The organism is Methanosarcina sp. 1.H.T.1A.1 (genome assembly GCF_000979295.1).
In the GTDB taxonomy this organism is placed as follows: Archaea; Halobacteriota; Methanosarcinia; order Methanosarcinales; family Methanosarcinaceae; genus Methanosarcina.
Genome location: NZ_JJQY01000114.1, coordinates 19,050 through 42,241, shown reverse-complemented (window position 1 = coordinate 42,241; position 23,192 = coordinate 19,050). Strand labels below are relative to the sequence as shown.

General features: G+C 46.3%; 18 protein-coding genes. 12 read left to right on the top strand and 6 right to left on the bottom strand.

All coding sequences use genetic code 11. The features are described from left to right. Positions 1-395: 395 nt before the first annotated feature. Both alaS and EO95_RS11885 read right to left on the bottom strand, forming a co-directional pair. Entirely contained in the window at positions 396-3,173 is a 2,778-nt protein-coding gene (gene alaS / locus EO95_RS11890; RefSeq protein ID WP_048134898.1) for an alanine--tRNA ligase, read from the bottom strand. A 714-nt stretch (positions 3,174-3,887) separates the two neighbouring features. After that, a complete protein-coding gene (locus EO95_RS11885) occupies positions 3,888-4,148 on the bottom strand; it encodes a YhbY family RNA-binding protein (RefSeq protein WP_048134897.1) in 261 nt (86 codons plus the stop codon). 389 nt (positions 4,149-4,537) lie between these two features. On the opposite strand from EO95_RS11885, the gene EO95_RS11880 reads away from it, so the two are divergent. From EO95_RS11880 to EO95_RS11870, 4 genes are all read left to right on the top strand, one after another. After that, the gene (locus tag EO95_RS11880) at positions 4,538-5,335 is read left to right on the top strand and encodes a winged helix-turn-helix domain-containing protein (protein WP_048134896.1); all 798 of its coding nucleotides are present in this window, start codon (positions 4,538-4,540) and stop codon (positions 5,333-5,335) included. A 282-nt stretch (positions 5,336-5,617) separates the two neighbouring features. Further along, positions 5,618-7,753, top strand: coding sequence for a ferrous iron transport protein B (gene feoB / locus EO95_RS11875; RefSeq protein WP_052733580.1), 2,136 nt, complete (start codon positions 5,618-5,620; stop codon positions 7,751-7,753). Next, positions 7,750-7,914, top strand: coding sequence for a hypothetical protein (locus EO95_RS18055; protein WP_200895042.1), 165 nt, complete (start codon positions 7,750-7,752; stop codon positions 7,912-7,914). The genes feoB and EO95_RS18055 overlap by 4 nt, the downstream gene beginning before the upstream one ends. Continuing rightward, positions 7,911-8,174 carry a FeoA family protein gene (locus EO95_RS11870; RefSeq protein ID WP_048134895.1) on the top strand — a complete coding sequence of 88 codons (264 nt, stop codon included), beginning with the start codon at positions 7,911-7,913 and terminating at the stop codon, positions 8,172-8,174. The genes EO95_RS18055 and EO95_RS11870 overlap by 4 nt, the downstream gene beginning before the upstream one ends. Positions 8,175-8,311: 137 nt before the next feature. Here the strand turns inward: EO95_RS11870 and EO95_RS11865 are convergent, their stop codons facing one another. After that, a complete protein-coding gene (locus EO95_RS11865) occupies positions 8,312-8,851 on the bottom strand; it encodes a molybdenum cofactor biosynthesis protein B (RefSeq protein ID WP_048134914.1) in 540 nt (179 codons plus the stop codon). Positions 8,852-9,135: 284 nt separating this feature from the next. Between EO95_RS11865 and EO95_RS11860 the strand changes: the two genes are divergently transcribed. The 6 genes from EO95_RS11860 (at position 9,136) to EO95_RS11835 (ending at position 16,411) form a co-directional block, all read left to right on the top strand. After that, on the top strand, positions 9,136-10,293 hold the full coding sequence (locus EO95_RS11860; protein WP_048134894.1) for a DUF1786 domain-containing protein: 1,158 nt from the start codon (positions 9,136-9,138) through the stop codon (positions 10,291-10,293). Positions 10,294-10,574: 281 nt separating this feature from the next. Further along, the gene (locus EO95_RS11855) at positions 10,575-11,096 is read left to right on the top strand and encodes a 50S ribosomal protein L16 (RefSeq protein WP_048134893.1); all 522 of its coding nucleotides are present in this window, start codon (positions 10,575-10,577) and stop codon (positions 11,094-11,096) included. A 37-nt stretch (positions 11,097-11,133) separates the two neighbouring features. Continuing rightward, positions 11,134-11,742: a translation initiation factor IF-2 subunit beta gene (locus tag EO95_RS11850; RefSeq protein WP_048134892.1), complete on the top strand. Its 609-nt coding sequence runs from the start codon at positions 11,134-11,136 to the stop codon at positions 11,740-11,742. A 325-nt stretch (positions 11,743-12,067) separates the two neighbouring features. Then, positions 12,068-13,282, top strand: a complete 1,215-nt coding sequence (locus EO95_RS11845) for a radical SAM protein (RefSeq protein WP_048134891.1) — start codon at positions 12,068-12,070, stop codon at positions 13,280-13,282. Between the two features lie 258 nt (positions 13,283-13,540). Beyond that, the gene (locus tag EO95_RS11840) at positions 13,541-14,854 is read left to right on the top strand and encodes a tryptophan--tRNA ligase (protein WP_200895041.1); all 1,314 of its coding nucleotides are present in this window, start codon (positions 13,541-13,543) and stop codon (positions 14,852-14,854) included. 78 nt (positions 14,855-14,932) lie between these two features. Continuing rightward, complete coding sequence (locus EO95_RS11835; RefSeq protein WP_048134889.1) at positions 14,933-16,411, top strand: phenylalanine--tRNA ligase subunit alpha; 1,479 nt, start codon at positions 14,933-14,935, stop codon at positions 16,409-16,411. A gap of 248 nt (positions 16,412-16,659) precedes the next feature. On the opposite strand, the gene EO95_RS11830 is transcribed toward EO95_RS11835, so the two are convergent. Beyond that, positions 16,660-17,499 carry a class I SAM-dependent methyltransferase gene (locus tag EO95_RS11830; RefSeq protein ID WP_235282991.1) on the bottom strand — a complete coding sequence of 280 codons (840 nt, stop codon included), beginning with the start codon at positions 17,497-17,499 and terminating at the stop codon, positions 16,660-16,662. 392 nt (positions 17,500-17,891) lie between these two features. Here EO95_RS11830 and EO95_RS11820 point away from each other — a divergent pair, with 392 nt between their 5' ends. Both EO95_RS11820 and EO95_RS11815 read left to right on the top strand, forming a co-directional pair. Beyond that, positions 17,892-19,238: an MFS transporter gene (locus tag EO95_RS11820; RefSeq protein ID WP_048134913.1), complete on the top strand. Its 1,347-nt coding sequence runs from the start codon at positions 17,892-17,894 to the stop codon at positions 19,236-19,238. Positions 19,239-19,396: 158 nt separating this feature from the next. Beyond that, positions 19,397-19,615, top strand: coding sequence for a PLDc N-terminal domain-containing protein (locus EO95_RS11815; protein ID WP_048134886.1), 219 nt, complete (start codon positions 19,397-19,399; stop codon positions 19,613-19,615). A 131-nt stretch (positions 19,616-19,746) separates the two neighbouring features. On the opposite strand, the gene EO95_RS11810 is transcribed toward EO95_RS11815, so the two are convergent. Then, positions 19,747-20,196, bottom strand: coding sequence for a cytochrome c (locus tag EO95_RS11810; protein WP_327037164.1), 450 nt, complete (start codon positions 20,194-20,196; stop codon positions 19,747-19,749). 468 nt (positions 20,197-20,664) lie between these two features. Beyond that, on the bottom strand, positions 20,665-22,983 hold the full coding sequence (locus EO95_RS11805; RefSeq protein WP_235282990.1) for a heavy metal translocating P-type ATPase: 2,319 nt from the start codon (positions 22,981-22,983) through the stop codon (positions 20,665-20,667). Between the last annotated feature and the right edge of the window lie 209 nt (positions 22,984-23,192).

Genomic DNA, 23,192 nt, shown 5'->3' with positions numbered 1-23,192 from the left:
CTGGACTGAAGGAAGTGGAATGTTCACGTTAGAATCTCTAATTTAATCGTCCACTGGTAAGCGGGTGATATTTTGAGACCCGATTAACCATTGCGACTGAAGCAGTTCACTTTAATTTGCTCAAAGCCCACCGCCTCCAGCAGCGTCAGGGCGCAAGAACGGAAAGACTGGGAAAGCCATTATGGTTGCTCCGTTAGTCTCAACCTATTAACTACGGATCACCTATAATTGGAAAAATTCTCAAAAAAGACATCAGGATAAAAAGATCTGAAAGAGAGAAATCCAGAAACTAAAAAGGTAAAAAGAACCGGGCTTTAAAAACCCGGTATCGGCATTGATTTTTCGGCTCAATCGGGTTTGATTGAGCCATTCAACCTGAGAGGTCCATTCGGTTTTCAGGCTTGCTTGCAGGCATCTTTCACAAGCTCAAGCCCTCTGGCAAGAGCGTCCTGTATCCTTGTGGGATCAGTTCCGCCGCCCATTGCAAAGGAAGGCTTTCCGCCTCCGCCTCCGCCGACAATCTTTGACATCTCACGGATAAGGCCACCGGCATTGATTCCGGATTTCAGGGCTTTTTCTCCGACAGATGCTACAAGCTTGACGCCTTCGACATCGCTTGCGAGAAGGGCAACTACATTTTCATGTTTCAGAAGTTCCGTAGCTATCTTCTGGAGTTCAAGAGAATCTGCTCCCGCAACAGATTCGGCAACAACCCTGAAATCTGCAACCTCAGAAGCATCTCCGAGCATCCTGTAAACCCTGGACCGGGCAAGTTCTTCTTTGAGCCTTTCGTTTTCTTTCTTGAGGTCTTTCCATTCCCCGAAGAAACGATCCACACTTACCGGGAGGTGTTCCGGAGGCACGCTCAGGGTCTTTGCGGAATCAACAAGGAGAGATTCCATTTTTTGCATGGCGCGAACTGCTGCATCTCCGGCTGAAAACTCGATCCTCTCTACTCCGTCCTGAATCCTCTCTGTCTTCAGGATTTTGATAGGCCCGATGATGCCAGTACTCAGGCAGTGGGTCCCACCGCAGGCTTCCACATCGTCTCCTACCTTTACAATCCTGATCTTCTCTCCTGGAGGCACTCCGCCCTGGTAGAGTCCAAAGCCGTATTCCTGTTCGGCTTCAGTCCTCATCATCCATTCCGTAACCACACGTTTGTTTTCCATAACCGTGCGGTTAGCCAGAAGCTCGATCTGCCTGATTTCCTGAGGAGAGATGTGTCTGTAATGGGAAAGGTCAAGCCTGGAGTGGTCCTCAAACTTCTGGGCACCAGCCTGCCAGATGTGTTTTCCGAGAACCTTTCTGGCTGCATCATTTACAATATGGGTTGCTGTGTGGTGCCTTGCAAGGGTCATCCTGCGCTTTTCATCGACCTTTCCAGTGATAATATCGCCTTTGGTGATCTCAAGTCCCCTGTCAGGAATGTCAACTGTGTGTACGATTACACCGTCATAGACCTGAACATCCACAACCCTGTAAACGGTATCTCCACCAGTGACGGTCCCGAGATCTGCAGGCTGCCCTCCACCTTCCGCATAGAAGAATGTGTTGTCCATCACGATATGGTTATCAAACACATCAAGGACGACTGCCTCGAACTCCAGACGGGTGGGTTCGTCATAGAAGCGGCGTTTGGTTTTAGGAAGGTGCTTGAGCCTTTCTGCAAAAGGAATTACCTGTTCTTCCTTTTCTTCAGCTTTGTTGTGCAATTCACCAATAATGGAATAGAAATTGTCAGGGAACTCCACTCCGACCCCGATCTCGGCTGCAACTTCTTTTGCCATCTCTGGCGGTATTCCGTGTGAGTCGTAGAGTTCGGTTAACTGGGAGAGAGGAATTTTTTCTCCGGTCTTCTTGAAATGGGATGCCGATTTATGGATGATCCTGCGTCCCCGCTCCATGGTAGCGTTGAACTTTTCCTCTTCTGATTCCAGGATATCCTTAATGACAGGGAAGTTATTCCTGAACTCAGGGTACTCGGGCATGTTCTTTATGTGCATGTCCACGATTTCGGCGAGTGGAATCCTGATATCAAGGTCTTTCATCATGCGCAGCGTCCTTCTCAGGACGAGGCGTGCCAGATAACCTGCTTTGACATTGGAGGGAATGATTCCGTCTCCGAGCATGAAGGTGAGACAGCGCGTGTGGTCAGTGATCGCATAGACCTTTTCGACAGGTTCCATGATAGCAGAGAGTTTTTCCACTGTCATCCCAATGCTAGAGGCCACTTTTTTCCTGAGTTCCAGCAGGTTTGCCTTTTCACTGACGTCCATAAACCCTGCAAGCCGTGCGTTCTGTGCCAGGATGTTTGCATACTCAGGGTTATTCAGTTCATGTTCAAGCCCTGCGAGCCCCATGAGTTCGTTTACTATGCCAGGGAAAAGAGCATCATAAATAGTAGGTGAACCCCTTGAAGCCCAGACAAACCGCTCAAGACCATATCCGGTATCCACAATGTAGTTGTCCATCTTTGAATAGGTCTCGCCCTTGATCAGGACATCTCCTTTTTTGTCGGTCTTCAGGTCCATGAAAACAAGGGTGGCAAGCTCGAGCCCATGCACAATGACTTCTACACAGGGCCCGGCATTGCCTCCGCCTGCCCAGGGCTCTTCTTTGTAGGTTACAGCAAAGGGGTCTACCTTGAGAGAGTTCAGGAGCTCATCGCAGAGTTCCAGGGTATGCTCCTTCCAGTAAATTTCATTGTCCCTTTTGTTGAAAGCGTGGTGCGCCATCATTTCAAAAGTTGTCAGGTGGCGTCCGCTCCTGCCCACCGAATCCAGGTCGTTTAACCTGATACACGGCTGGGAAATCGTAAGGGGGTTTGCAGGAGGTGGAACCTGTCCTGAAGTTACAAAGGGCTGGAAGTCTGCAATTGAAGCAATGGTAAGGTAAATATCGTCTCTCCAGCGAGCGACCACAGGATAGCGATCAATCCTTGTGTGCCCTCTTGCTTCAAAGAAGGAAAGGTAGTATTCGCGCATCTCTGAAAGATCGAATTCCCTGGAAAAGACAGGGCTTCCTATAAAGGAATAGGGATCACAGGGCGCATCTCCGCAAGTATTTCTTTCAGGGTCACGTGTCCAGAAGAATTTGCCACATTTCTGGCACTGCTTCCGGACGAAACCGTTGTTTTTGAAAAAGTCAAGTTGATACTCATCTTCAAGCATGATAATCTCTCCGGATGGTAGGGTGCGATCTGCCCCGCTGTATCTGAAAATAAAAGGAAAGCAGAAGTATCCCAGCTCAACCGTCTCAGGGGGTTTCAGGCACTTTAGTGCTTATATGATGATCTTATACTGATCTTAAATGATAATCTTAATGCGTTTATCCATTAATTTTGACGTACAGCGGCATGGAAATCAACCTCAAATGATGAGGCTATGTGGGCTTGTGTACGAATAAACTTTTACAGCTAATTGTTTTTTAATATAAGTAACTTACATAATACTGATGAAATGTACATAATACTGATGAAATATATAATAATGTTACATAATATTTTGTATTTAAACGAGCCCACACTTACGAACCTTAACTATTAGGGGCACTTCTACAGAAAAACTTTGTTCTTCAGTATGAAAGATAAGAAAGTGTTCTTTGCCTCCTGAGGCAAACTTCTTGTCTGTAAAGCTACCCGAAAAAAAGACATCGTAGGGAGAAGGTTAAAGGAGGCATACTTCGGCTACATAAGTACCCTTAATTATAATACTGTTACTCAAAAGCTTCAACTTAAACAACACTAATCAAGTAACGCTAATCAAGTAACGCTAATCAAGTAACGCTAATCAAGTAACGCTAATCAAGTAACGCTAATCAAGTAACGCTAATCAAGTAACGCTAATCAAGTAACGCTAATCAAGTATGCCTGCTCCCTAAAATCATTACCTGTACAGCACAACTGTCCTGCCGCGTACGTCAATCAGTGTGGATCTTGTAGCTGCGGCAATCTCAGCTGCGATCGTTTTCAAATCTTTTCCTTCTTCTGCGCTCTTGAGTACCCTGACCTTTACAAGCCTGTTAACTTTCAACTTATTGTTCAGTTCTTCGATCAAAGTTTCAGTGACCCCATTCTTTCCAATATTAAGAATAGGACTGATCTTGCTTGCATCGGATTTCAGCTGGTATAGTTTTTCTTTCTCCATTGCCCTTCCTCACATCGCTAATGATAAAACTCGCCTGCTAATTATAAAAAGCTCACATCATCAATGTGATAAGAAATGCACAACATCGATGAAATAATTCCTTCTACCTTGAAGCTAGTTTACCCTTGAGTATGATTTCACCCATTCTCACCGGCATCTATATCAAAGTTTCCCGGTGAGCCCAATTTCGGGGATCAGCTGGTTTCCAGTTCTTTTATAAATTACTTATTTCACCCGTATGTGGGCTTTTTGCGTTGATAGATACCGAACATGGACAGGGATTTCACATAATTTCGACATCTTTATTATCGGCTTGATATTCATTAACGCTATAGAGAACCAAAAACGGAGCATAAAACCCCTCTTCCACTTCAGGGAGGCGACTGTAAATGAACCCAAACTTGCTTGATTTGATCCTGTTTTCAGAGAAGAGAAAAGCTTTTCTCCTGCTGTTGAAGGAAGGACCAAAGAATGCTCAGGAGATTCTTGAAAGGCTTCAGGTTCCAAGAACCGCTCTCCTTCCCCAGATAAAAAAGCTGAAAGAACAGAACCTTGTAATCCACGAAGAAGGAGTTTATCGCCTCAGCCTGATAGGAGAGATTGTTATAGAGAAAATGCAGCCTCTTCTGGATACCCTGGAGATTTTTGAGAAAAATGAGGAATTCTGGGCAGACAGAAAACTCTCACCTATTCCCCCCCATATTATGAAACGGATCAGCGAACTTGGAAATTATAGCCTGATAGAACCGGACCTGAGCCATACTTTTGATATTAACCCGGAATTCATGAAATATGTTTCTAACTCGAATCATATCCTTATATTTTTCTCCTATTTTCATCCCCAATTCCCGGCCTTCTTCCTGGATCTTGCCAGAAGGGGCACTGAGATCTCCCTTGTCCTGAGCGAATCTGTGTACTTACGGCTTGCCGAGGATTTCAAAAAAGAAGGAGAAGAGCTTCTCAGAATGAAAAATACAAGTCTTTTTATAATGGACAAAACAGAAGTGGAGATCCCTGCAATCGTTGCATCTTCGGATAAAATAATGATTTTGGGGCTGTTTAATGAAAGCGGAAGATTTGACCGCCAGTATGTAATAAGCTTCGAACCCGGGGCAATAGAATGGGGAAAAGACCTGTTCGAATACTTCAGAGACATGAGCAGAGAGATAAAAATTAAAGACAAATAAGAGTTTGATAAGTACCTGTAAAAACGTAATCTCGGGTCAAAGGCTATTTTTTAGAGCCATCTGAGTTTAAAACCTTTTTAGAGGAACTATTTTTAAATTAATATGTTTAAGTGAGACCTTTTAAATTAATGTTTTTAGACAAGGCTGTTTTTAATTAAGGCTTCCCTATAAAAATCTGGAGGTATTTCATTAACCTTAAATATTAGGTATGCCTAAATATGGCAAAAGTCAAAAATTAGGCATACCTAAAAATAAATATGACGCATAAATGAGAGTTAAAGCATGAAACTGCCACTTATCTGTCCTGAGAAGAAGTGCTGCCGGGGGAAAAAAGAATGCACGCCTGGTAAAGGGCTGCCCAAAATCGTACTTGTAGGAAGCCCTAACGTGGGCAAAAGCAGCCTTTTTAATGCCCTTTCAGGAAATTATACTATAGTCTCCAACTATCCAGGGACCTCAGTTGAGGTAAGCCGGGGAAAAAGCAAGATAGGAGACATGGAGTACGAAATTATCGACACTCCCGGAATGTATTCCCTGCTCCCTGTAAGCGAGGAAGAGAGAGTCTCTCAGCGCCTGCTCTTTGACGAGAAAACCTTTGTCTGCCTGCATGTGGTGGATGCCAGGAATCTCAGGCGCATGCTCTCATTTACACTCCAGCTCCTTGAAGCCAGGCTCCCCCTTATCCTTGTCCTGAACATGATGGACGAAGCTGAGGAAAGGGGAATAGAAATTGACATACAGGGACTCAGCCGGTCCCTCGGAATCCCTGTGATAGGCACGGTTTCAAGTGAGGGGAAAGGAATTGAAGAACTCAAAGCTGCAATTGCGGAATATTCTCATGAAAAACTTAATCATGAGAAAACCACGCCGGAAATCGATTACGGACCTGAAGTAGAGCCGTACATCTCGGAAATAGAAGGCTTGCTGGAAACTGCAGAAGAAACAGGGATATCAAAAAGGTCCCTTGCTCTCCTGCTACTTCAGGGAGACAGGACGGCACTTGACTCTGTGTCCAGCCACGTTGAGGCATACAGGCATAAAAGTGAGAAAAGCGAGGCCGGTAAAAATGATTTTGAGGAGCTTCAGAATGAGCAGTTTCAGAAACTTGCAGAAACAGCCTCAGTAAAAGCAGGGGTCCCTCTGTCCTACCTGTTCACCCTCAAGAGGCAGGAGCCTGTAAACGAAATCGTAGAGCAGGTAATGGGAGTGCAGGGAAAGGAGAAAAAAGCAGCACCGAAAACAAAAACCGAAAAGAAGAAAAGGGAAACGAAAAAAGTCCGCCTCGCAGAAAACATCGATAGCGTGCTAACCCATCCTTTGCTTGGCATCCCGGTGCTCCTCCTTGTCCTGTACTTCGGGCTTTACCGTTTCGTAGGAGTCTTTGCAGCAGGCACTCTTGTCGACTTCCTGGAAAACACGGTATTCGGAGAGCACATAAACCCCCTGGTAACCACCTGGTTCACATCCCTTGTGCCCTACCCTGCCCTGCAGGACCTCTTTGTAGGGGAGTACGGGATATTTACGCAAGCTGTAACCTATGCAATTGCCCTTATCCTGCCGATAGTGGGAGCCTTTTTCCTCGTATTCTCAGTTATCGAAGATACGGGATACCTCCCGAGGCTGGGCCTGCTCCTGGACGGGATGTTCAAAAAAATTGGGCTCAGCGGAAGGGCAGTAATTCCGATGGTGCTTGGTTTTGGCTGCTCAACTATGGCTACGATGGTCACGCGGACTCTTGAGACAAAAAGGGAAAGGCTGATTTCAACCATTCTGCTCGCCCTTGCCATCCCCTGCTCGGCCCAGCTTGGCATTATTCTTTCCATTCTTTCCGGAAACCCAAATGGGCTGATTGTCTGGGCTGGCGTAATAGTGCTTGAGTTTGCTTTCATAGGATACCTGGCTGCCAGAATCCTGCCAGGAGAAGCCCCGACATTCATACTGGAAATGCCTCCCCTCAGGATACCGCGGCTTTCAAACATAGCCGTGAAGACCTATTCAAGGATGCACTGGTACTTCCTGGAAGTCCTGCCCCTCTTTGTCCTGGCAAGCGTGCTGATCTGGATAGGAAGGCTGACAGGTCTTTTTGCCCTTGCCCTGAAAGCTATGGAATACCCGACCGTCTGGATCGGCCTGCCTTCTGATGCTGCTGATATTTTTCTCTTCGGTTTTTTCAGGAGGGACTTCGGGGCAGCAGGGCTCTACGGAATGCATGAAGCCGGATTACTGACAGGCGTGCAGCTTGTAGTTGCGGCAGTCACTCTGACCCTCTTTATGCCCTGCATTGCCCAGTTCATGATGACAATAAAGGAGAGAGGATTTAGAACGGCCCTTGCAATCTCCGGCTTCATTTTCCCCTCTGCCTTCCTCGCAGGCTTTATTGTAAACACCCTGCTAACCGCGCTGGGGGTGAGCCTGTGAACTGCCCCCTGTGCGGAAGCGAATTTGAAAAGGCAAATGAAACGAAATGTACCGGCTGCGGAAAACTGCACAACTGCAACAAGCAGTGCTGCCCTTCCTGCGGGTACGAACTTGTAAAAGAAGCAAAGATAATACAGCTCATAAGGAGACTCTTTAAATGATAGCAGAAAACTCACATCTCTCTCTGAATCCCACCCTTAGAACTACCACGCTTTCCTCAATGGAACCTAAAAAAGCAGGAAAGATCTCCCATCTGGAAACGAAAAACCAGGGGATTTTGCAGAAACTGATAGCAATGGGCATCCTGCCCGGCATGCCCGTCACCCTGCTCAGGCGCTCCCCTTCTTACCTCTTTGAAGTAGACCAGACCAGGTATGCCGTGGACAGGGAAATTGCAAATCATATTTATGTCAGTTACTGAGCCGGTACAGGGTCAGAAGAATCACAGTAAATACAGAAGAATAGAAGAAATTGATCTGCAGACTTCAGGAACAGAACTTCTCAATTCTTCTGTAAAAAGGCGCAGCTCGGAAAAAGAAACCGGGAAAAAGGAGGGATTTATTCCCTTACGTGCCTGACGATGTGCCCGGCTTCGGGAATGATAATTTTAGAAAGGGCAAGTTTCACTGCATTTGGCGACCCCGGGAGACAGAACACTGCCTTTCCTTTAATCACGCCTGCTGCGGCTCGGGTCAGGATTACGGAAGTGCCTATTTCTTCAAGGCTTTTATACCTGAAAAGTTCCCCGAAGCCAGGGATTTCCTTCTCAAAAAGAGGGGCTACGGACTCTATAGTAAGGTCTTTTGGAGCAAGCCCTGTGCCTCCGCTTGTTACGACAATATCCGCAGAGCTGTCAAGGGCGTCAGAAACGGCATCAAGAAGTGTATTTTTTTCATCTGGCACAAGCCTGTAGAAAGAGACGTTGTTGCCTGCGGCCTCAAGAAGTTCTTTCATAGCTTTTCCCGAAAGGTCTTCCGCCTCGTCGGGAGAAACTGAGTCTCCGTATTTTTCGTACCTTGAGGTAGAAATTGTAATTATGGCAAAAGAAAAAGATTTTTTAGAGTCTTTTTTGTGAATTTCCGGTATGGATTCTTGCATGAAAACAGCACTCTCCAATATATTCAGATTATTCTCTTTTTCTGGGGACCCTGTTCAGTTCCCACATTATGATTCCACATTATGATTCCACATTATGATTCCACATTATGTTTCCACAGTATGATTTCACATTATGTTTCCACAGTATGATTCCACATTATGATTCCACATTATGATTTCACATTATGTTTCCACATTATGTCTATTCATCCTGTTATTCCGTATCCTGTTATGTTTACTTGCCTGCCCATATTTTAATAACTTACCAGCCCAATGCTCAGGTTATGCATATACTTGCGGCGGATATAGGAACAGGTACGCAGGATATTCTGCTCTTTGATTCGGAAAAAGAGGTTGAAAACAGCCTGATAATGGTCATGCCCGCTCCCACACAGGTTACTGCGGAAAGAGTGCGGAGAGTAACAAAGGCAGGAAAGGCGCTTGTACTTACCGGAACCATAATGGGAGGAGGGCCCTCGGCATGGGCTGTCCGCACTCACCTGAAAGCAGGTCTTCCGGTGTATGCCACTGAAGAAGCTGCTCTGACCATTCATGATAACCTTGAGAGAGTGAAGGCTTTCGGAGTCCGGATTGTCTCGGAGGAAGAGGCAAAAAAACTTGCAGGTTCAGGGGAGGCGCTGGAAATTGTTATGCAGGACTTTGACCCCTGCGCCGTTTCATGCGCACTTTCAAATTTTGAAGTCAGGATGCCGGAAAATTATGCAGTGGCAGTACAGGACCATGGAAACGCCCCGGATAAGAGCAACAGAGTCTACAGGTTTGAACTTTTAAAAGAACTTATAGATGAAGGAGGAAAACTCGAAAACTTTGTGTACCGGCCCGAAGAAATCCCGCAGGCTTTTACCCGCATGAAAGCCCAGGCAGATTCACTTCTTAAAGCCACGACAGCCCTTAAAACGCGGGCAATTTTCATGGATACGGGATCTGCAGCCATATTCGGGGCTCTTACTGACCCTGTAGCCGTCCAACCTTCCATAGTGGTCAATATAGGAAACGGACATACTCTTGGGGCTCTTGTAAATGAAAACAGGATCACAGCTATTTTTGAGCATCATAGTTCCAGCATGGACCCGGAAAAACTCCAGGACTATGTTATCAGACTTGCCGGCGGGGCGCTTGGCTTTGAGGAAGTCTTTAATGACGGAGGGCATGGTGCATATATAAAGGAAGCCCCTGGCATTGAGCAGGTGCGCTCTATAATGGTTACAGGTCCGAAAAGGGAGATGCTTGAAAAGCTCCCGGGCTCAGAAGTCAGGCAGGAAATTTCAAAAAAGCTGCACTTTGCCGCACCCTTCGGGAGTATGATGCTTTCAGGCTGTTTCGGGCTTCTTACAGGATTTTTTGAGAAATATTCGGAACCATCATATAAACAACCGGAGGCTATCAATAAAACTTATAAACCACTAAGTAGTAGGGAATAAGTCACCTAAGCTCGGGATATATAAAATTTTAGGGACTGTAGGATTTCAAGCGTGAAATTCCCTATCGGAGAACATGGGGACGCAGAAGTTTCCTGCCAACCCGCAAGGGCAGATTTACAGATAAATGTAAATACAGGCAGGTAGCTCTATATGCACATATCTGATACTGAATGGTTTGCTAAACAGTTTCTTACAAACGCGATGCAAACATTTATATACGGAAACAAATCCGTTACAACAAATTTCTATTAAAATCATTATATTTCAGGAGAATCAATCTTATGGTACGAAAGCCAGGAAGTATGTACAGAAACGTGAGACAGCGCTCATTTACCAGAAAAAAATACATGGGCGGTGTTCCCGGAAGTCAGGTTATTCACTATGACATGGGAGATAAAGCAAATACCTCCTTCCCGATTAAAATTTCCCTGCTTGTAGAAGAAAAATGCCAGATCAGGCACGTTGCTCTTGAAGCAGCCCGTATTACAGCAAACAGGCACCTGAGTGGAGATGCCGGAAAGATGGGCTTTTACATGAAGCTCCGTGTTTACCCCCACGAAGTACTCAGGGAAAACAAACAGGCAACAGGCGCTGGTGCTGACCGTGTATCCAGTGGGATGCGCAGGGCTTTTGGAAAGAATGTCGGTACTGCAGCAAGGGTAAACGCAATGCAGAAGATCTTTACAGTGGCAGTTGAGAAGCAGAACTTCCAGGCTGCAAAGAAAGCTCTCTGGCACGCTGGACAGAAGCTGCCCACACCCTGCAGAATCGTTATCGATGAAGGCGCAGAACTGGTACAGTAACCGGTAAATCCTTAAAGATTACAAAGGAGTCTAAAGAATGTATGATTACGAAGAGCTTTTGGATCGTGCAATGGCAAAGATGCCGGACACCGAGACTACTGATGCTCGATTCGTAATCCCTGAACCCAAACTCTTTTCCGAAGGTAAAACCACAATTCTGGATAACTTTGGAAACATTGCAGACATCCTTAACCGGGACCCTGACCACCTGATGAAATATCTCACCAGGGAACTGGGGACTGCAGGGAAGATAGAAGGCACACGTGCAGTCTTCCAGGGCAGGTTTACGAGAGCTCAGATTACAGATAATATTCAGGCATATGTTGACGAATACGTTATGTGTTCGGAATGTGAACGCCCTGATACCCAGCTTGTAAGGGTGGACAGAGTGCTTATCCTGAAATGTTCTGCTTGTGGGGCTCACAGACCTGTCAAAAAGAGAAAGGTAAGCAACGTGGTTGTCAGGGATGCTATCGAAGAAGGCGGAACCTACGAACTCCGGATAGATGCCGTTGGGTCCAAAGGTGACGGGATAGCAAAAATCGATAAGTACACAGTCTTCGTGCCCGGAGCCGCAAAAGGCGATGTGGTCAAAGTAAAAATAAAGAAAATCAGCGGAAACCTTGCCTTCTCAGAAAGGGCATAAGGTTTAAGCTTTTTTTTTAAATACTTTAAGAGGCTGTCCAGGCTGACTACTAATTAATTTCAGTCATCGCGTCGGACAGCCGAAGTCCTCATTTTCAAGACTGATATTCAACATAATTTCGTGTTCAGTATTACATTCAGGCACTGCCTATTTTTAAAGAGTTAATGGTTCTATGAGGCTGGTTTAAAGTATATTTTTTGAAAAAAACGCCTCCGTTTAGCCCGGTAAACCAGGAATGATTTAAACGAGCGGTTTAAACCAGAGACGATTTTAAATATTTTCCAGTCAAATCAGGAACCCGTAAGAAAATCACCTGTGAGGAAAAATGACTCCTGAAAAAAAGACTGTACTGGACCCTCCTGTAAAGGACAGAAATATAGAACTTTTCTCCATGCCAGGGCTGTCTGTGAACCTTCAGCAGTATGAAGGGAAAGCCCTGAAACTTACAGCAAGCGGGACCCTGAAAGCAGCCTGCGGCCCTATACTGAAAAAGATGAATTCACGCCTTCAGGAGGAGAAAGCGGCTCTTATACAGGAGGACAGGGTTGTTCCTTCAGCATGGCTGCCTCCTATCCCAGGCCCCGTTTTCAAGCGCCTCATTTTTGCAGAAATTCAGATAGCTCTGGGAAAATATATTCCTGAAACCGTCTCCATTGAGCTCACCCGCCAGACCAGTTCAAGGTACCCGCCAGGAACAGCCGCTAACGAACTGGACACAGGCACAATTAAAAGAATAATAGACGAAGCCCTGGAACTTGGGACCCTCATTATCACTTTTACTGAGAATGATCCCCTGCTGAAGGAAGATGTCTTCGAGCTTATCGAGTATGTGGACAAAAACCGCGCGATAGTGAACTGTTCCACCTGGGGCACGGATTTTTCAAAAGAAACTGCCCTTAAACTGAAAGAAGCCGGACTTCATTCCCTCATGGTTGGCGTTTATTCAACGAATCCCGAGAAACACGATGCTGCCCGAAACTCCCCAGGAGCGTACGACCGGGCGATCTCTGCCATAAAACTGGCTCTGGAAGCCGGGCTTCTGGTTGTAATGACAACTCACGCCTCCCCGTCAAACATGCAGGAACTTCCTGCCCTCTATGCCCTTGCATCGGAACTCGGGGTACATGAGTTTTCAGTCTGGGAATCAATGCCAAAAAACAGAGACGACCCTGTGATTACAGACCGGGACCGGAGAATAATCCTTGAAATGTACCACAGGATTAACTCGGATCCGAAAGGCCCTCGCATGTTTTCAAACACTTATTTCGAAGGGCAGATGATGGGTGCAATGGCAGGCCGGCGCTGGATGCATGTAACCGCCGATGGTGATGTAAAACCAAGCCCTTACCCTCCTTTCAGATTCGGGAATGTAAAAGAAGTACCCTTAAAAGAGATCTGGCAGAGGATCAGGAGCTATCCGTATTTCCAGCGGCAGAAAAATTTGAGCCCCATGCACGACCCCGAGTTTATGGAATTCGTTGACAAGATCCCTGAAGAGGCAAAACTGCCCTATCCTTTTGAAGAGATTTGCGAGAAATAACCGGGGCATATAAACAGAATTGCTCAGAATTTACTGGCAGCCGGATGAGAATATTAAAGGAACAAAAGCAGATAGATAACAGGTAGATGACAGTATCCAGGGCTGCCAGAAGATAAACATTTACATATGAGCAGGTATTTTTAAAGAGCAATTTAGCCGGAGCGGGGTTTACACCCTTATTTACGTCACCCTTATTTATGTAGCAAGAAAAAGCTGCCTTCGGCAATTTTCCGGAAAAGGCAGCCCATGAGGGACTTTATGAATACTAAACTTGACCCATGGAGTTCAAGCGAGATCACTGACTATTCCAAGTTATTCGAAGAATTCGGGATTTCTCCTTTTGAAAACGTACTTCCGGAAATCCCTTCCCCGCATATGTACATGCGGAGGAAAGTTATCTTCGGGCACCGTGATTACGAACAGATTGCAGAGGCCATGCGGACAGGTGCCCCATTTTCAGTCATGGACGGCTTTATGCCCTCCGGAAAGGTCCACCTTGGGCACAAGATGGTCATGGACCAGATAGTCTGGCACCAGGAAATGGGAGCTTCCGCCTTTGTCGGGATTGCAGACAGAGAAGCTTTTTCAGTCCGCGGCTTTTCCTGGCAGAAGTGCAGGGAAATCGGGGTAGAAGAATACATATTAAGCCTGATTGCCTTCGGATTCAAACCCGACGGCCTTATCTATTTCCAGTCAGGCTGTGGAAGCGTCAAAGACCTGGCATTTGAACTCGGGGTCAAGGTTAATTTCTCGGAACTGAGCGCCATCTACGGTTTTTCAGGAGAGACAGGCCTCTCCCATATGATAAGCGTAGCAACCCAGGCTGCAGATATCCTCCAGCCCCAGTTAGAAGAATTTGGGGGACCAAAACCCATTGTAGTACCGGTGGGCCCGGACCAGGACCCTCACCTCCGCCTTACAAGGGGGCTTGCCGGCAAGATGAACATGTTCAGGGTAGAGGAACGGGCAGACGTAAAGACAGAAAGGAAATACCTGAGCGTCAGGGGAAAAGGAGCCCCGAAAGAGGCCCTTCAGGAGCTCAAGAAACGCATTCCCGGGAAAGTAAAACTCTATGAAGAGCACATTGACGTACTCGAATATCCCGATCTTGCAGGACTTGAAAAGCTTGTCAGGGACGTAGCAGTCGAGTTCGGAGGCTACGCTTTCATTCCTCCTGCATCCACCTATCACCGCTTCATGAGCGGGCTTCAGGGCGGAAAGATGTCCAGCAGCATTCCTGAAAGCCAGATTGCCCTTACGGACGACCCGAAGGAAGGGGCAAAAAAGGTAAAGAAGGCAAAGACCGGAGGCTGTGTAACCCTGGAAGAGCAGAAAAAGCTTGGCGGAAAGCCCGAAGAGTGTTCTGTCTTCGAACTGATGCTTTTCCATCTGCTTGATGATGACAAAGAACTGCTGGAAATCAGGCAGGAATGTGTCTCAGGAACAAGGATGTGCGGCTCATGCAAACAGCTTGCAGCCGAAAAGATGCATGATTTCCTTAAAGACCATCAGGAAAAGCGGGAACTTGCCAGGGAACAGCTTGACGAGTACAGAATTATTTACAAAAATTAAATTAAAAATATACTTATTAAATTCTTATAACCTATCAAATTCTTAATCATTTCAGGAAGATCAGGACGTGGTTACAATATGAGTGCTCAGGATAACCTCACAATCAACGAGAAAAAAGTCTTGCTCGCCCTTGAGGAACTGGGGTCGGCAGCCCCCGATAAACTGGAAGAGAAGTCCGGGCTTCAGGTGGATGCGGCAATGCAGGCAGCCTTCATGCTCCAGGAAAAAGAACTTGCATCCATTTCCGAAAAAGTGCTCGAACGCTACTCCCTTACAAAGGAAGGAGAAAAATATACAAAAACAGGACTTCCGGAGCGCCAGATAATTGACGCCCTGAAAAATCCTACCTCCCTTGAAGAACTGAGGAGCCGTTTTTCCCCTCAGACCATGGGAATTGCAACCGGCTGGCTCGTAAAAAAAGGGTGGGCGAAGGTTGAAAACGGGATGATGGTGCCTTCGGGAAAAGCTCCTGCTGGCAAAGATGAAGAAGCCCTTACATCTTTCGCAGGCAAGATAAAGACTCTCGAAGAGCTTGCAGCCGATGAAGGGACTGTAAAGGACCTGCTCAAGCGCAAACTCGTCATAAAACAAGAAGAGAAGTTCAGGACTGTATCCATAACAGGTGCAGGAAGAGCCCTTGCAGCGCAGGGTATTGTCCTTGAAGAAGAAATTGCCCAGATCACATCCGAACTGCTGAAGAGTGGAGCCTGGAAAGGGAAAAAGTTCAGACCTTACAGGCTTGACATCACTCCAAAGCCCCTCTACGGAGCAAAAATCCACCCTTACAGGCGCCTGATTGAACAGATGCGCCAGATCTTCCTGGAAATGGGCTTTACAGAGATCAAAGGCGGCATCATCCAGAGTTCTTTCTGGAACTTCGACGCCCTCTTCCAGCCCCAGGACCATCCGGCCAGGGATATGCAGGATACCTTCCACCTCGGCAGTACCTGCCAGCTTCCGGCTGAATATCCAGAGAAAGTGGCAGCAATGCACGAGAACGGAGGGGACATTGACTCCTGCGGCTGGGGAGGAATCTGGGACAGGGAACTTGCCGGGCGCAATGTGCTCAGGACCCATACCACTTCAGTAACCATAAAGTACCTCGCAGACCATCCCGAACCGCCTGTAAAAGCCTTCTGTATTGACAGGGCTTACCGCAGGGAGACAATTGACCCGACCCATACCCCTGAATTCGAGCAGCTTGAAGGCGTGGTCATGGACAAGGACATGTCTTTTGCAGACCTGCTCGGGCTCCTGGCAGAATTCTACCACAGGATGGGGTTCGAAGAAATCCGCTTCCGCCCCGGCTATTTCCCCTATACCGAACCGAGTGTGGAACCTGAGGTTTACGTGGAAGGCCTCGGCTGGGTTGAACTCGGAGGCGCAGGCGTCTTCAGGAAAGAAGTTACAGAACCTTTCGGGATCAAAGAACCCGTCCTTGCCTGGGGGCTCGGGGTAAGCCGGCTCGCCATGCTGAAACTTGGGCTTAAAGACCTGAGGCTCCTCTACCAGTCCGATATTGACTGGCTCAGGAAAAGCGAAGTATGCAAGATCTGAAAACTTAAAGCTAATTTCAAGCTTTAAAAACTTAAGTGACTCATGGGCTGTAAAAACTGCCTGTCCCAGCCCGCAGGCAACTTCTTTTTTTCACATTTATGATCTCACGTTATCAGACGGTTGACATTTTGAGATTCAATTTTACCGGCGCGACCGGAGATTGCTCATCAATTTGCTCAAAACAGGTTGGCTAAACCGTTCCGTGGAGTGAGAAGAAGTTAGTTGTACATACGCGCAATAGGAATCGATTAGACTTTCTCCGCATAGATTATCCTTTCAACCGGTGTAGAAGCAAGTTCCCGACCTGACGGCCTGATATACCGCCCGGCAAGCTCCTCGTAACCGACATGCTCGACTACCTGCCAGCCATACCCCTCAAGAAAACCCGGCCACTCTTCCGGGTTCATCCCGAAAAGCCAGATCTTATCCCTTACGTACTTTTTGTAGATATTCTCCCAGCCGTACATGACCCGGCCATCGAGAAAGTCTTTGCGAATATATGTGAAAACCAGAAGGCTGCCATGCTCGGCTTTGGCCAGAAAATCAAAAGTCGCTCTAATTCCGGTTTCAGTCAGATACTGCGTGACAGCCTCCCAGATGAAAAATGTCCGCCTGTCCTCGGAGTAGCCATAAGACGCAAGAACAGGGCCCAGCTCTTCTCGATCGAAATCGATCGGCACAAGCCTTACATGGGACGGGACTGCTCCGAATAACTTACACAGCCGGGTCTGCTTGGACTTAATGTTTTCAGGCTGATCGACCTCCCAGACTGGCATGTTAGATAGAGCTGGTAACCGGTATGCCCGGGTGTCAAAGCCAGCACCCAGATTCACGACCGCATTAACCTTATTGACCGACTCGATCAGCTTCTCGTCTATGTACCTTTTTCTGCACAGCATACCACCCCAGAGACCGGGAGTGTCATTCCTGGTAACTCGGATCATCCAGGTTCTGAACAAATTAAACCGCATCAGCCATACAAGAGATCTCAGACCTAACGGAAGTATTCGATAGGCAAGGTCATCTTCGATGATGCGTTGCTCCGCAGGAAAATACTGTTCAATAGCAACCAGTGCTGTTGGACTCACGCCTGTTTTAGCTGCAGCTTTTGTCATAATGCTTCTCTATTTACTTTAGTGCAGCATATACGTTTAATTTTGTTACCATCGGATTTCATAGAAATGTTAAGTAAATATGGAGCCTTATTTTTGGCATAAAACTTCAAAACAGAAAAACTGGAACGGGGTTATGAACGTAAAAAGTATCTCAAATGCCCGAAGTGCGGGAAGCGGGACCGGGCTGAGATCCTCAGGATTAAAAAATAAATTGTTCTCAGGGAGTAAACTGTTATCTGAAAAGCAACCGTTATTTGATAAGCCTGAAATATCGTTTGAAAAAGGGAGAGGGGAAGATTCCTGAAGATTCAAAGGAAAAGGCTTCCGGAAATAAGCCGGAAAATATGAAAACCAGCCCGGAAAATATGGAAACAGGTCAGGAAAACAGGAGTCAGGAAAATAGTCCCGACCCTCCGACAGGAGAGAATATTCATCTTCTCCCCCTCCTTACTGTCAATTTCATAGGTACACTCGGATTTAGCATCGTTCTCCCATTCCTTGTATTTCTGGTGAACCGGCTTGGAGGCAATGCCTTCATTTACGGGCTTGCAAGTTCCATGTACCCTGCTTTCCAGCTCATAGGCGCCCCTATTCTCGGCAGGTGGTCTGACATTTACGGGCGTAAAAAGATCCTGCTTTTAAGCCAGCTGGGAACCCTGCTTTCCTGGATTATCTTTCTTGCAGCTCTTTTCCTTCCGATTGTAACCCTCTTTAAGGTTGATTCTGGAATCCTGGGAGCTTTTACCTTCACTCTGCCCCTTGCAGTACTCTTCTTTGCCCGGGCCTTAGACGGGCTGACAGGGGGAAACGTGTCCGTAGCCAATGCCTATCTGGCAGACATTACCGAAGAAAAAGACAGGAACCGAAATTTCGGAAAAATGTCGATTTCCTCAAACCTAGGGTTCATAGTGGGCCCTGCCCTTGCCGGGCTTTTGAGCGTAACAGCATACGGAGAAGCGGCTCCTGTCCTGGGCGCAGTAGTAATTTCACTTATAGGGACCGCACTTATCGTATTTTATATCCCTGAAAACAAAGAGTGTTCTCTTGAGGGACCTGCCGAGGCTGAGGACATACGAAAAGTCTTTGGCTACGAGATAAAGGAATGCAGGACTACGCGGGAAACAGGGAAGCCTTCCTTCAGAGAAGTTTTAAAGCTTCCGAATATCCCTTATATGCTCGGCCTTTACTTTCTCATCTTTCTCGGCTTCAATATTTTCTACACCGCTTTTCCACTGCATGCAATCGCAGCCCTTGACTGGGGTATCGCAGAAATGGGAGTCTACTTTACGGTCCTGAGCGCCCTTCTGATAATTGTGCAGGGTTCTATACTCCCAAGGCTTTCAAAAAGATATTCGGACGCCTCACTTATAATATTCGGAAGCCTGATGCTCGGCACGAACTTTCTGCTGCTTATCCCCGGAAACCTCTTTCTAACCTATCTTGCAACAGGGTTTTTCGCACTGGGTGACGGGCTTATGTGGCCTTCTTTCCTCTCCCTTTTATCAAAAATTGCGGGGAAGAACTACCAGGGAACTATACAGGGGTTTGCCAGCAGTTTCGGGGGGCTTGCAAGTATAACCGGGCTGATCCTCGGCGGGCTGTTATATGAACTGCTTGCAGGAAGAGCCTTTTTGCTTGCAGGTATGGTAATCTATATCGTATTTTTACTCAATTTCAGGCTCAGGCAATTTGAAAAAGAGCTGAAGTACTGAGAAAATAATTTGAAACCATAGAACGATGGAATGAAAAAAAGCGAAAAACCAAACTGTTTAAGTAAATAGGACTGTATATTGAAAATAGAAAAGGGCTGAAAAAATCCAGATTAATAAAAACTTCGGACTAATAAAAAACCAAAACAGGAAACAGTAAAATGTACGGTAATTCCCTTATTCTCATTATATTCGGATTTATGTTTCTTCTTTCTTTCATCCTCTGGGCCTGGACCCTTGTTGACTGCCTGCGAAAAGAAACGGATAAAGGGAATACGCGCCTTATCTGGGTTATTGTTATCGTTTTTACATATATTGTAGGAGCTTTTCTTTATTACCTTATCAGACAACCTAAAAGAGTCAAAGAACTCGGCAGGTAATTCCAGAAAGAATTAAGGTGGTTTCCTAGAGGTTGTTTAAAGGCCTGAAAGTCTATTTGAAGGCTTTTAAAGACCTTATTTGAAGGATGGAACCTCAAAATATCCGGAGAAAAAGGAGAGGGAATTTACCCTCAAAGTGTTTTAAGGTATTCAACAACATCGCCCACATCTTTATCGGTCATCTTCCACCTGGGCATGGTAAGGTCAAGAGGCTCACCTGAAGGATCAATTCCCTCCCTGATTGCCCTTTTGATGGTCTCTTCCGTGTATGGAGGATGTTCTTCCTCTTCTTCGTGCTCTTCAGAAACAAGGCTTTCATACCTGATATCCGGAGGGACCTCAAAACCCATCATTACCGGATAGCCTCCTCTACCGTCAGTCCCATGGCAGTCAACGCAGCTCCCTCCGTGAACGTACAGCCAGTGAGGGCCATACTCGGTTTCAATAAGCTCATCGCTTTCGTTAAATCCGGTATAATAGATTAACTCCCCGTTTGACTCAAAATCACTTCTGTTATAGGAAGTAGAAATCCTTCCCGGATACATTCCACTACCGGGATACATTCCGCCGCCTGGATACATACCTCTTCCAGGATATGAAGTCCAGTTTTCCGAATAAATATCAGACCGGCCGTAGAAACCGTCCCCGGTACGATAAAGACCTCCCATGGCCCAAAACATAAAAATAAGGACAGCTATTCCTGCGACTACCAGAACCAGCAGAATAATCAGGAACGGATTGCTTTTGCTTTCCCCGTCTGCGATGCTTTAACCCCCTTTAAATCAGATCTGAGTTTATCTGTTAAAATAATCAGTCAAAATGACCAGTCAAAATGATCAGTCAAAATGACCAGTCAAAATGATCAGTCAAAATGACCAGTCAAAATGACCAGTCAAAATGACCAGTCAAAATGATCAGGCTTCCTGTTCACTGTTCATTATTTTCTTCTTTTTCCCCTTACATGCTTTGAGACGAATCTGACTCCTGCAGAAACCAGTGCTGCCAGAGCCAGCATTTTCATCAAACCACGAATTATTCCAAACATAAAATTACCCCATCTTTAAAGCTCTTGCATTTATAGCTACGATCACGGTACTCAAGCTCATGAGAACCGCACCCACGGCAGGGCTCAGTAAGATACCGTATCCATAGAGTACTCCTGCTGCGAGCGGAATTGCAAAAACATTATACCCGGTTGCCCAGAGCAGGTTCTGGTACATCTTGGAGTAAGTTTTTCTGGAAAGCTCAATAATGTACAGCACATCTCCGGGATCGTTTTTAACCAGTACGATATCGGCGGTTTCGATTGCAACATCCGTGCCTGCCCCGATAGCTATTCCCACATCCGCCTGGGCAAGGGCAGGGGCGTCATTGACCCCATCTCCGACCATTCCGGTAACGTACTGCTTCTGGACTTCCATGACCTTTGCTGCCTTTTCGTGAGGAAGGACTTCCGCAAAGTAGTCGTCAAGCTCCAGTTCCCTCGCTACCCAGGCAGCGACATAGCGGTTGTCCCCGGTAAGCATCAGGCATTTTATGCCCATTCCTTTGAGCTTTGAGATTGCTTCCCTTGACTCTTTCCTGATAATATCGGCAAGTGCAAGGGCTCCGAGCACTTTCTCTCCTTCAAGCAAAAATACAACGGTTTTTCCCTGCTCCTTAATTTCTTCAATTTTCTCAGCTTCAATTTTCCCGTCATTCAGGCTGATTCCTTTTTCTTCAAGGTAGCCCGGGCTTACTAACAGGAATTTCTTGCCATCAATTATGCCCTCTATTCCTTTTCCCGGAATGGAACTGAACTTTTCGACCTGAGAAGGCTCGATTCCTTTTTCCCTGGCGCTCTCAAGGATTCCTCTTGCAATCGGGTGTTCCGAACTTGCTTCAAGGGAAGCTGCGAGGCTGAGGATCTTTTTATCATCCATTTTGTCATTCTTTTTGTCATCTTCACCTGAGAGAGAAACTAAATCCGTTACTCCAAACCGGCCTTCAGTGAGGGTACCAGTTTTATCAAAGATTACAGCTTCAAGGCTGCGGGCTTTTTCAAACGCCTGCCGGTCCCTGATCAGAAGCCCGGATTTTGCGGCAATAGATGTTGAAACTGCAACCACCAGAGGAATTGCAAGCCCAAGGGCATGCGGGCAGGTAATAACCATTACAGTAACTGCCCTCTCCAAAGCAAAAACAAGTTCCTGACCGGAGAAGCTCCAGAGGATAAATGTGAGAGCTCCCGCAGTCAGGGCTATGATCGTAAGGTACATAGCAGCCCTGTTTGCCAGGTCCTGAGTTTTTGATTTGCTCTCCTGGGCTGTTCTGACAAGTTCGACAACCTGGTTGAGATAGGTGTCCTTTCCTGTTTTTTTGACCTCCACAACAAAAGCCGCCTCCCCGTTAATCGAACCGCCTATGACCCCATTTCCCGGCTTTTTCGTGACAGGTTTTGACTCCCCGGTGAGCATGGATTCGTTGACACTGCTCATCCCCTCAGTAACGGTTCCATCAACAGGAATCTTTTCCCCTGGCTTGACCAGCACCCAATCTCCAATTTTTAACTGGTCAACGCTCACGTCAACAGTTTCGCCGTTTTTCTTCAGGTGGGCAACCGACGGCATTATTTTAACCAGCTCTTCAAGGGCTCTTGAAGCCCCCATTACCGAACGCATCTCCAGCCAGTGCCCGAGCAGCATAACATCGATAAGGGTCACCAGTTCCCAGAAAAAGACTCCGCCGGGAAGCCCGAAGACCACAGCAGAGCTGTAAAAATAAGCCACACTGATAGCAACGGCTATGAGGGTCATCATTCCCGGAGATTTCTCTGCAAGCTCGTCTTTTATCCCCTTGAGAAAGGGGTACCCGCCGTAGAAATAAACGACCGATGACAGCAAAAAGGTAAGAATATCCGCACCGGGGACGCGAAGCTCAAAGCCAAAAAAACCCTGAATCATGGGAGAGAGCAGCAAAACCGGGAAGGTCAGTATAAAAGAGACAATGAACCTTTTTCTGAAATCTGCAAGCATATGAGCATGATGATCTTCATGACCTTTTCCCCCGGACATTTCATGTCCCTCATGCTTCATTCCTTCGTGCTGCTCATGACCTTGAGGTTGAGGTTTCATTCCTTCAGGCTGCCCATGTTTCATCTCTTCGTGCTGCTCATGGGTTTGGGTTTTCTCTTCGGCATGCCCTGTTTTATCTTCCGGATGGCCCTCATGAATCATATTTTCAGCAGGCTTATTCCCATTTTCGTCGTGAAATTCATGGGAATTTCCTGACATTTCCCTTCCAGAGTTATGTTCTTTATTGGAAAGAGAAGGCTCATTTACCTGAATTTTAGAACTATCAGTGTCCAGTCCATTCCCTTCAGCCTGCATATCCCCAATGCCCCCGAATTTTAAAATTATTTAAGATATTATAATCTCTAATATATTTGAAAATAAAAGAATCAAATATCCTGAGTCGAAAAATAATAGAATTGATTTCAAAAAGGTATATGGAAATAAAAGAAAACATAAAAATGTAATAAAAGAAAACTTTAGTGATTTTGTTTACTCTTAATACCCCGACGCACATTGAATATCAA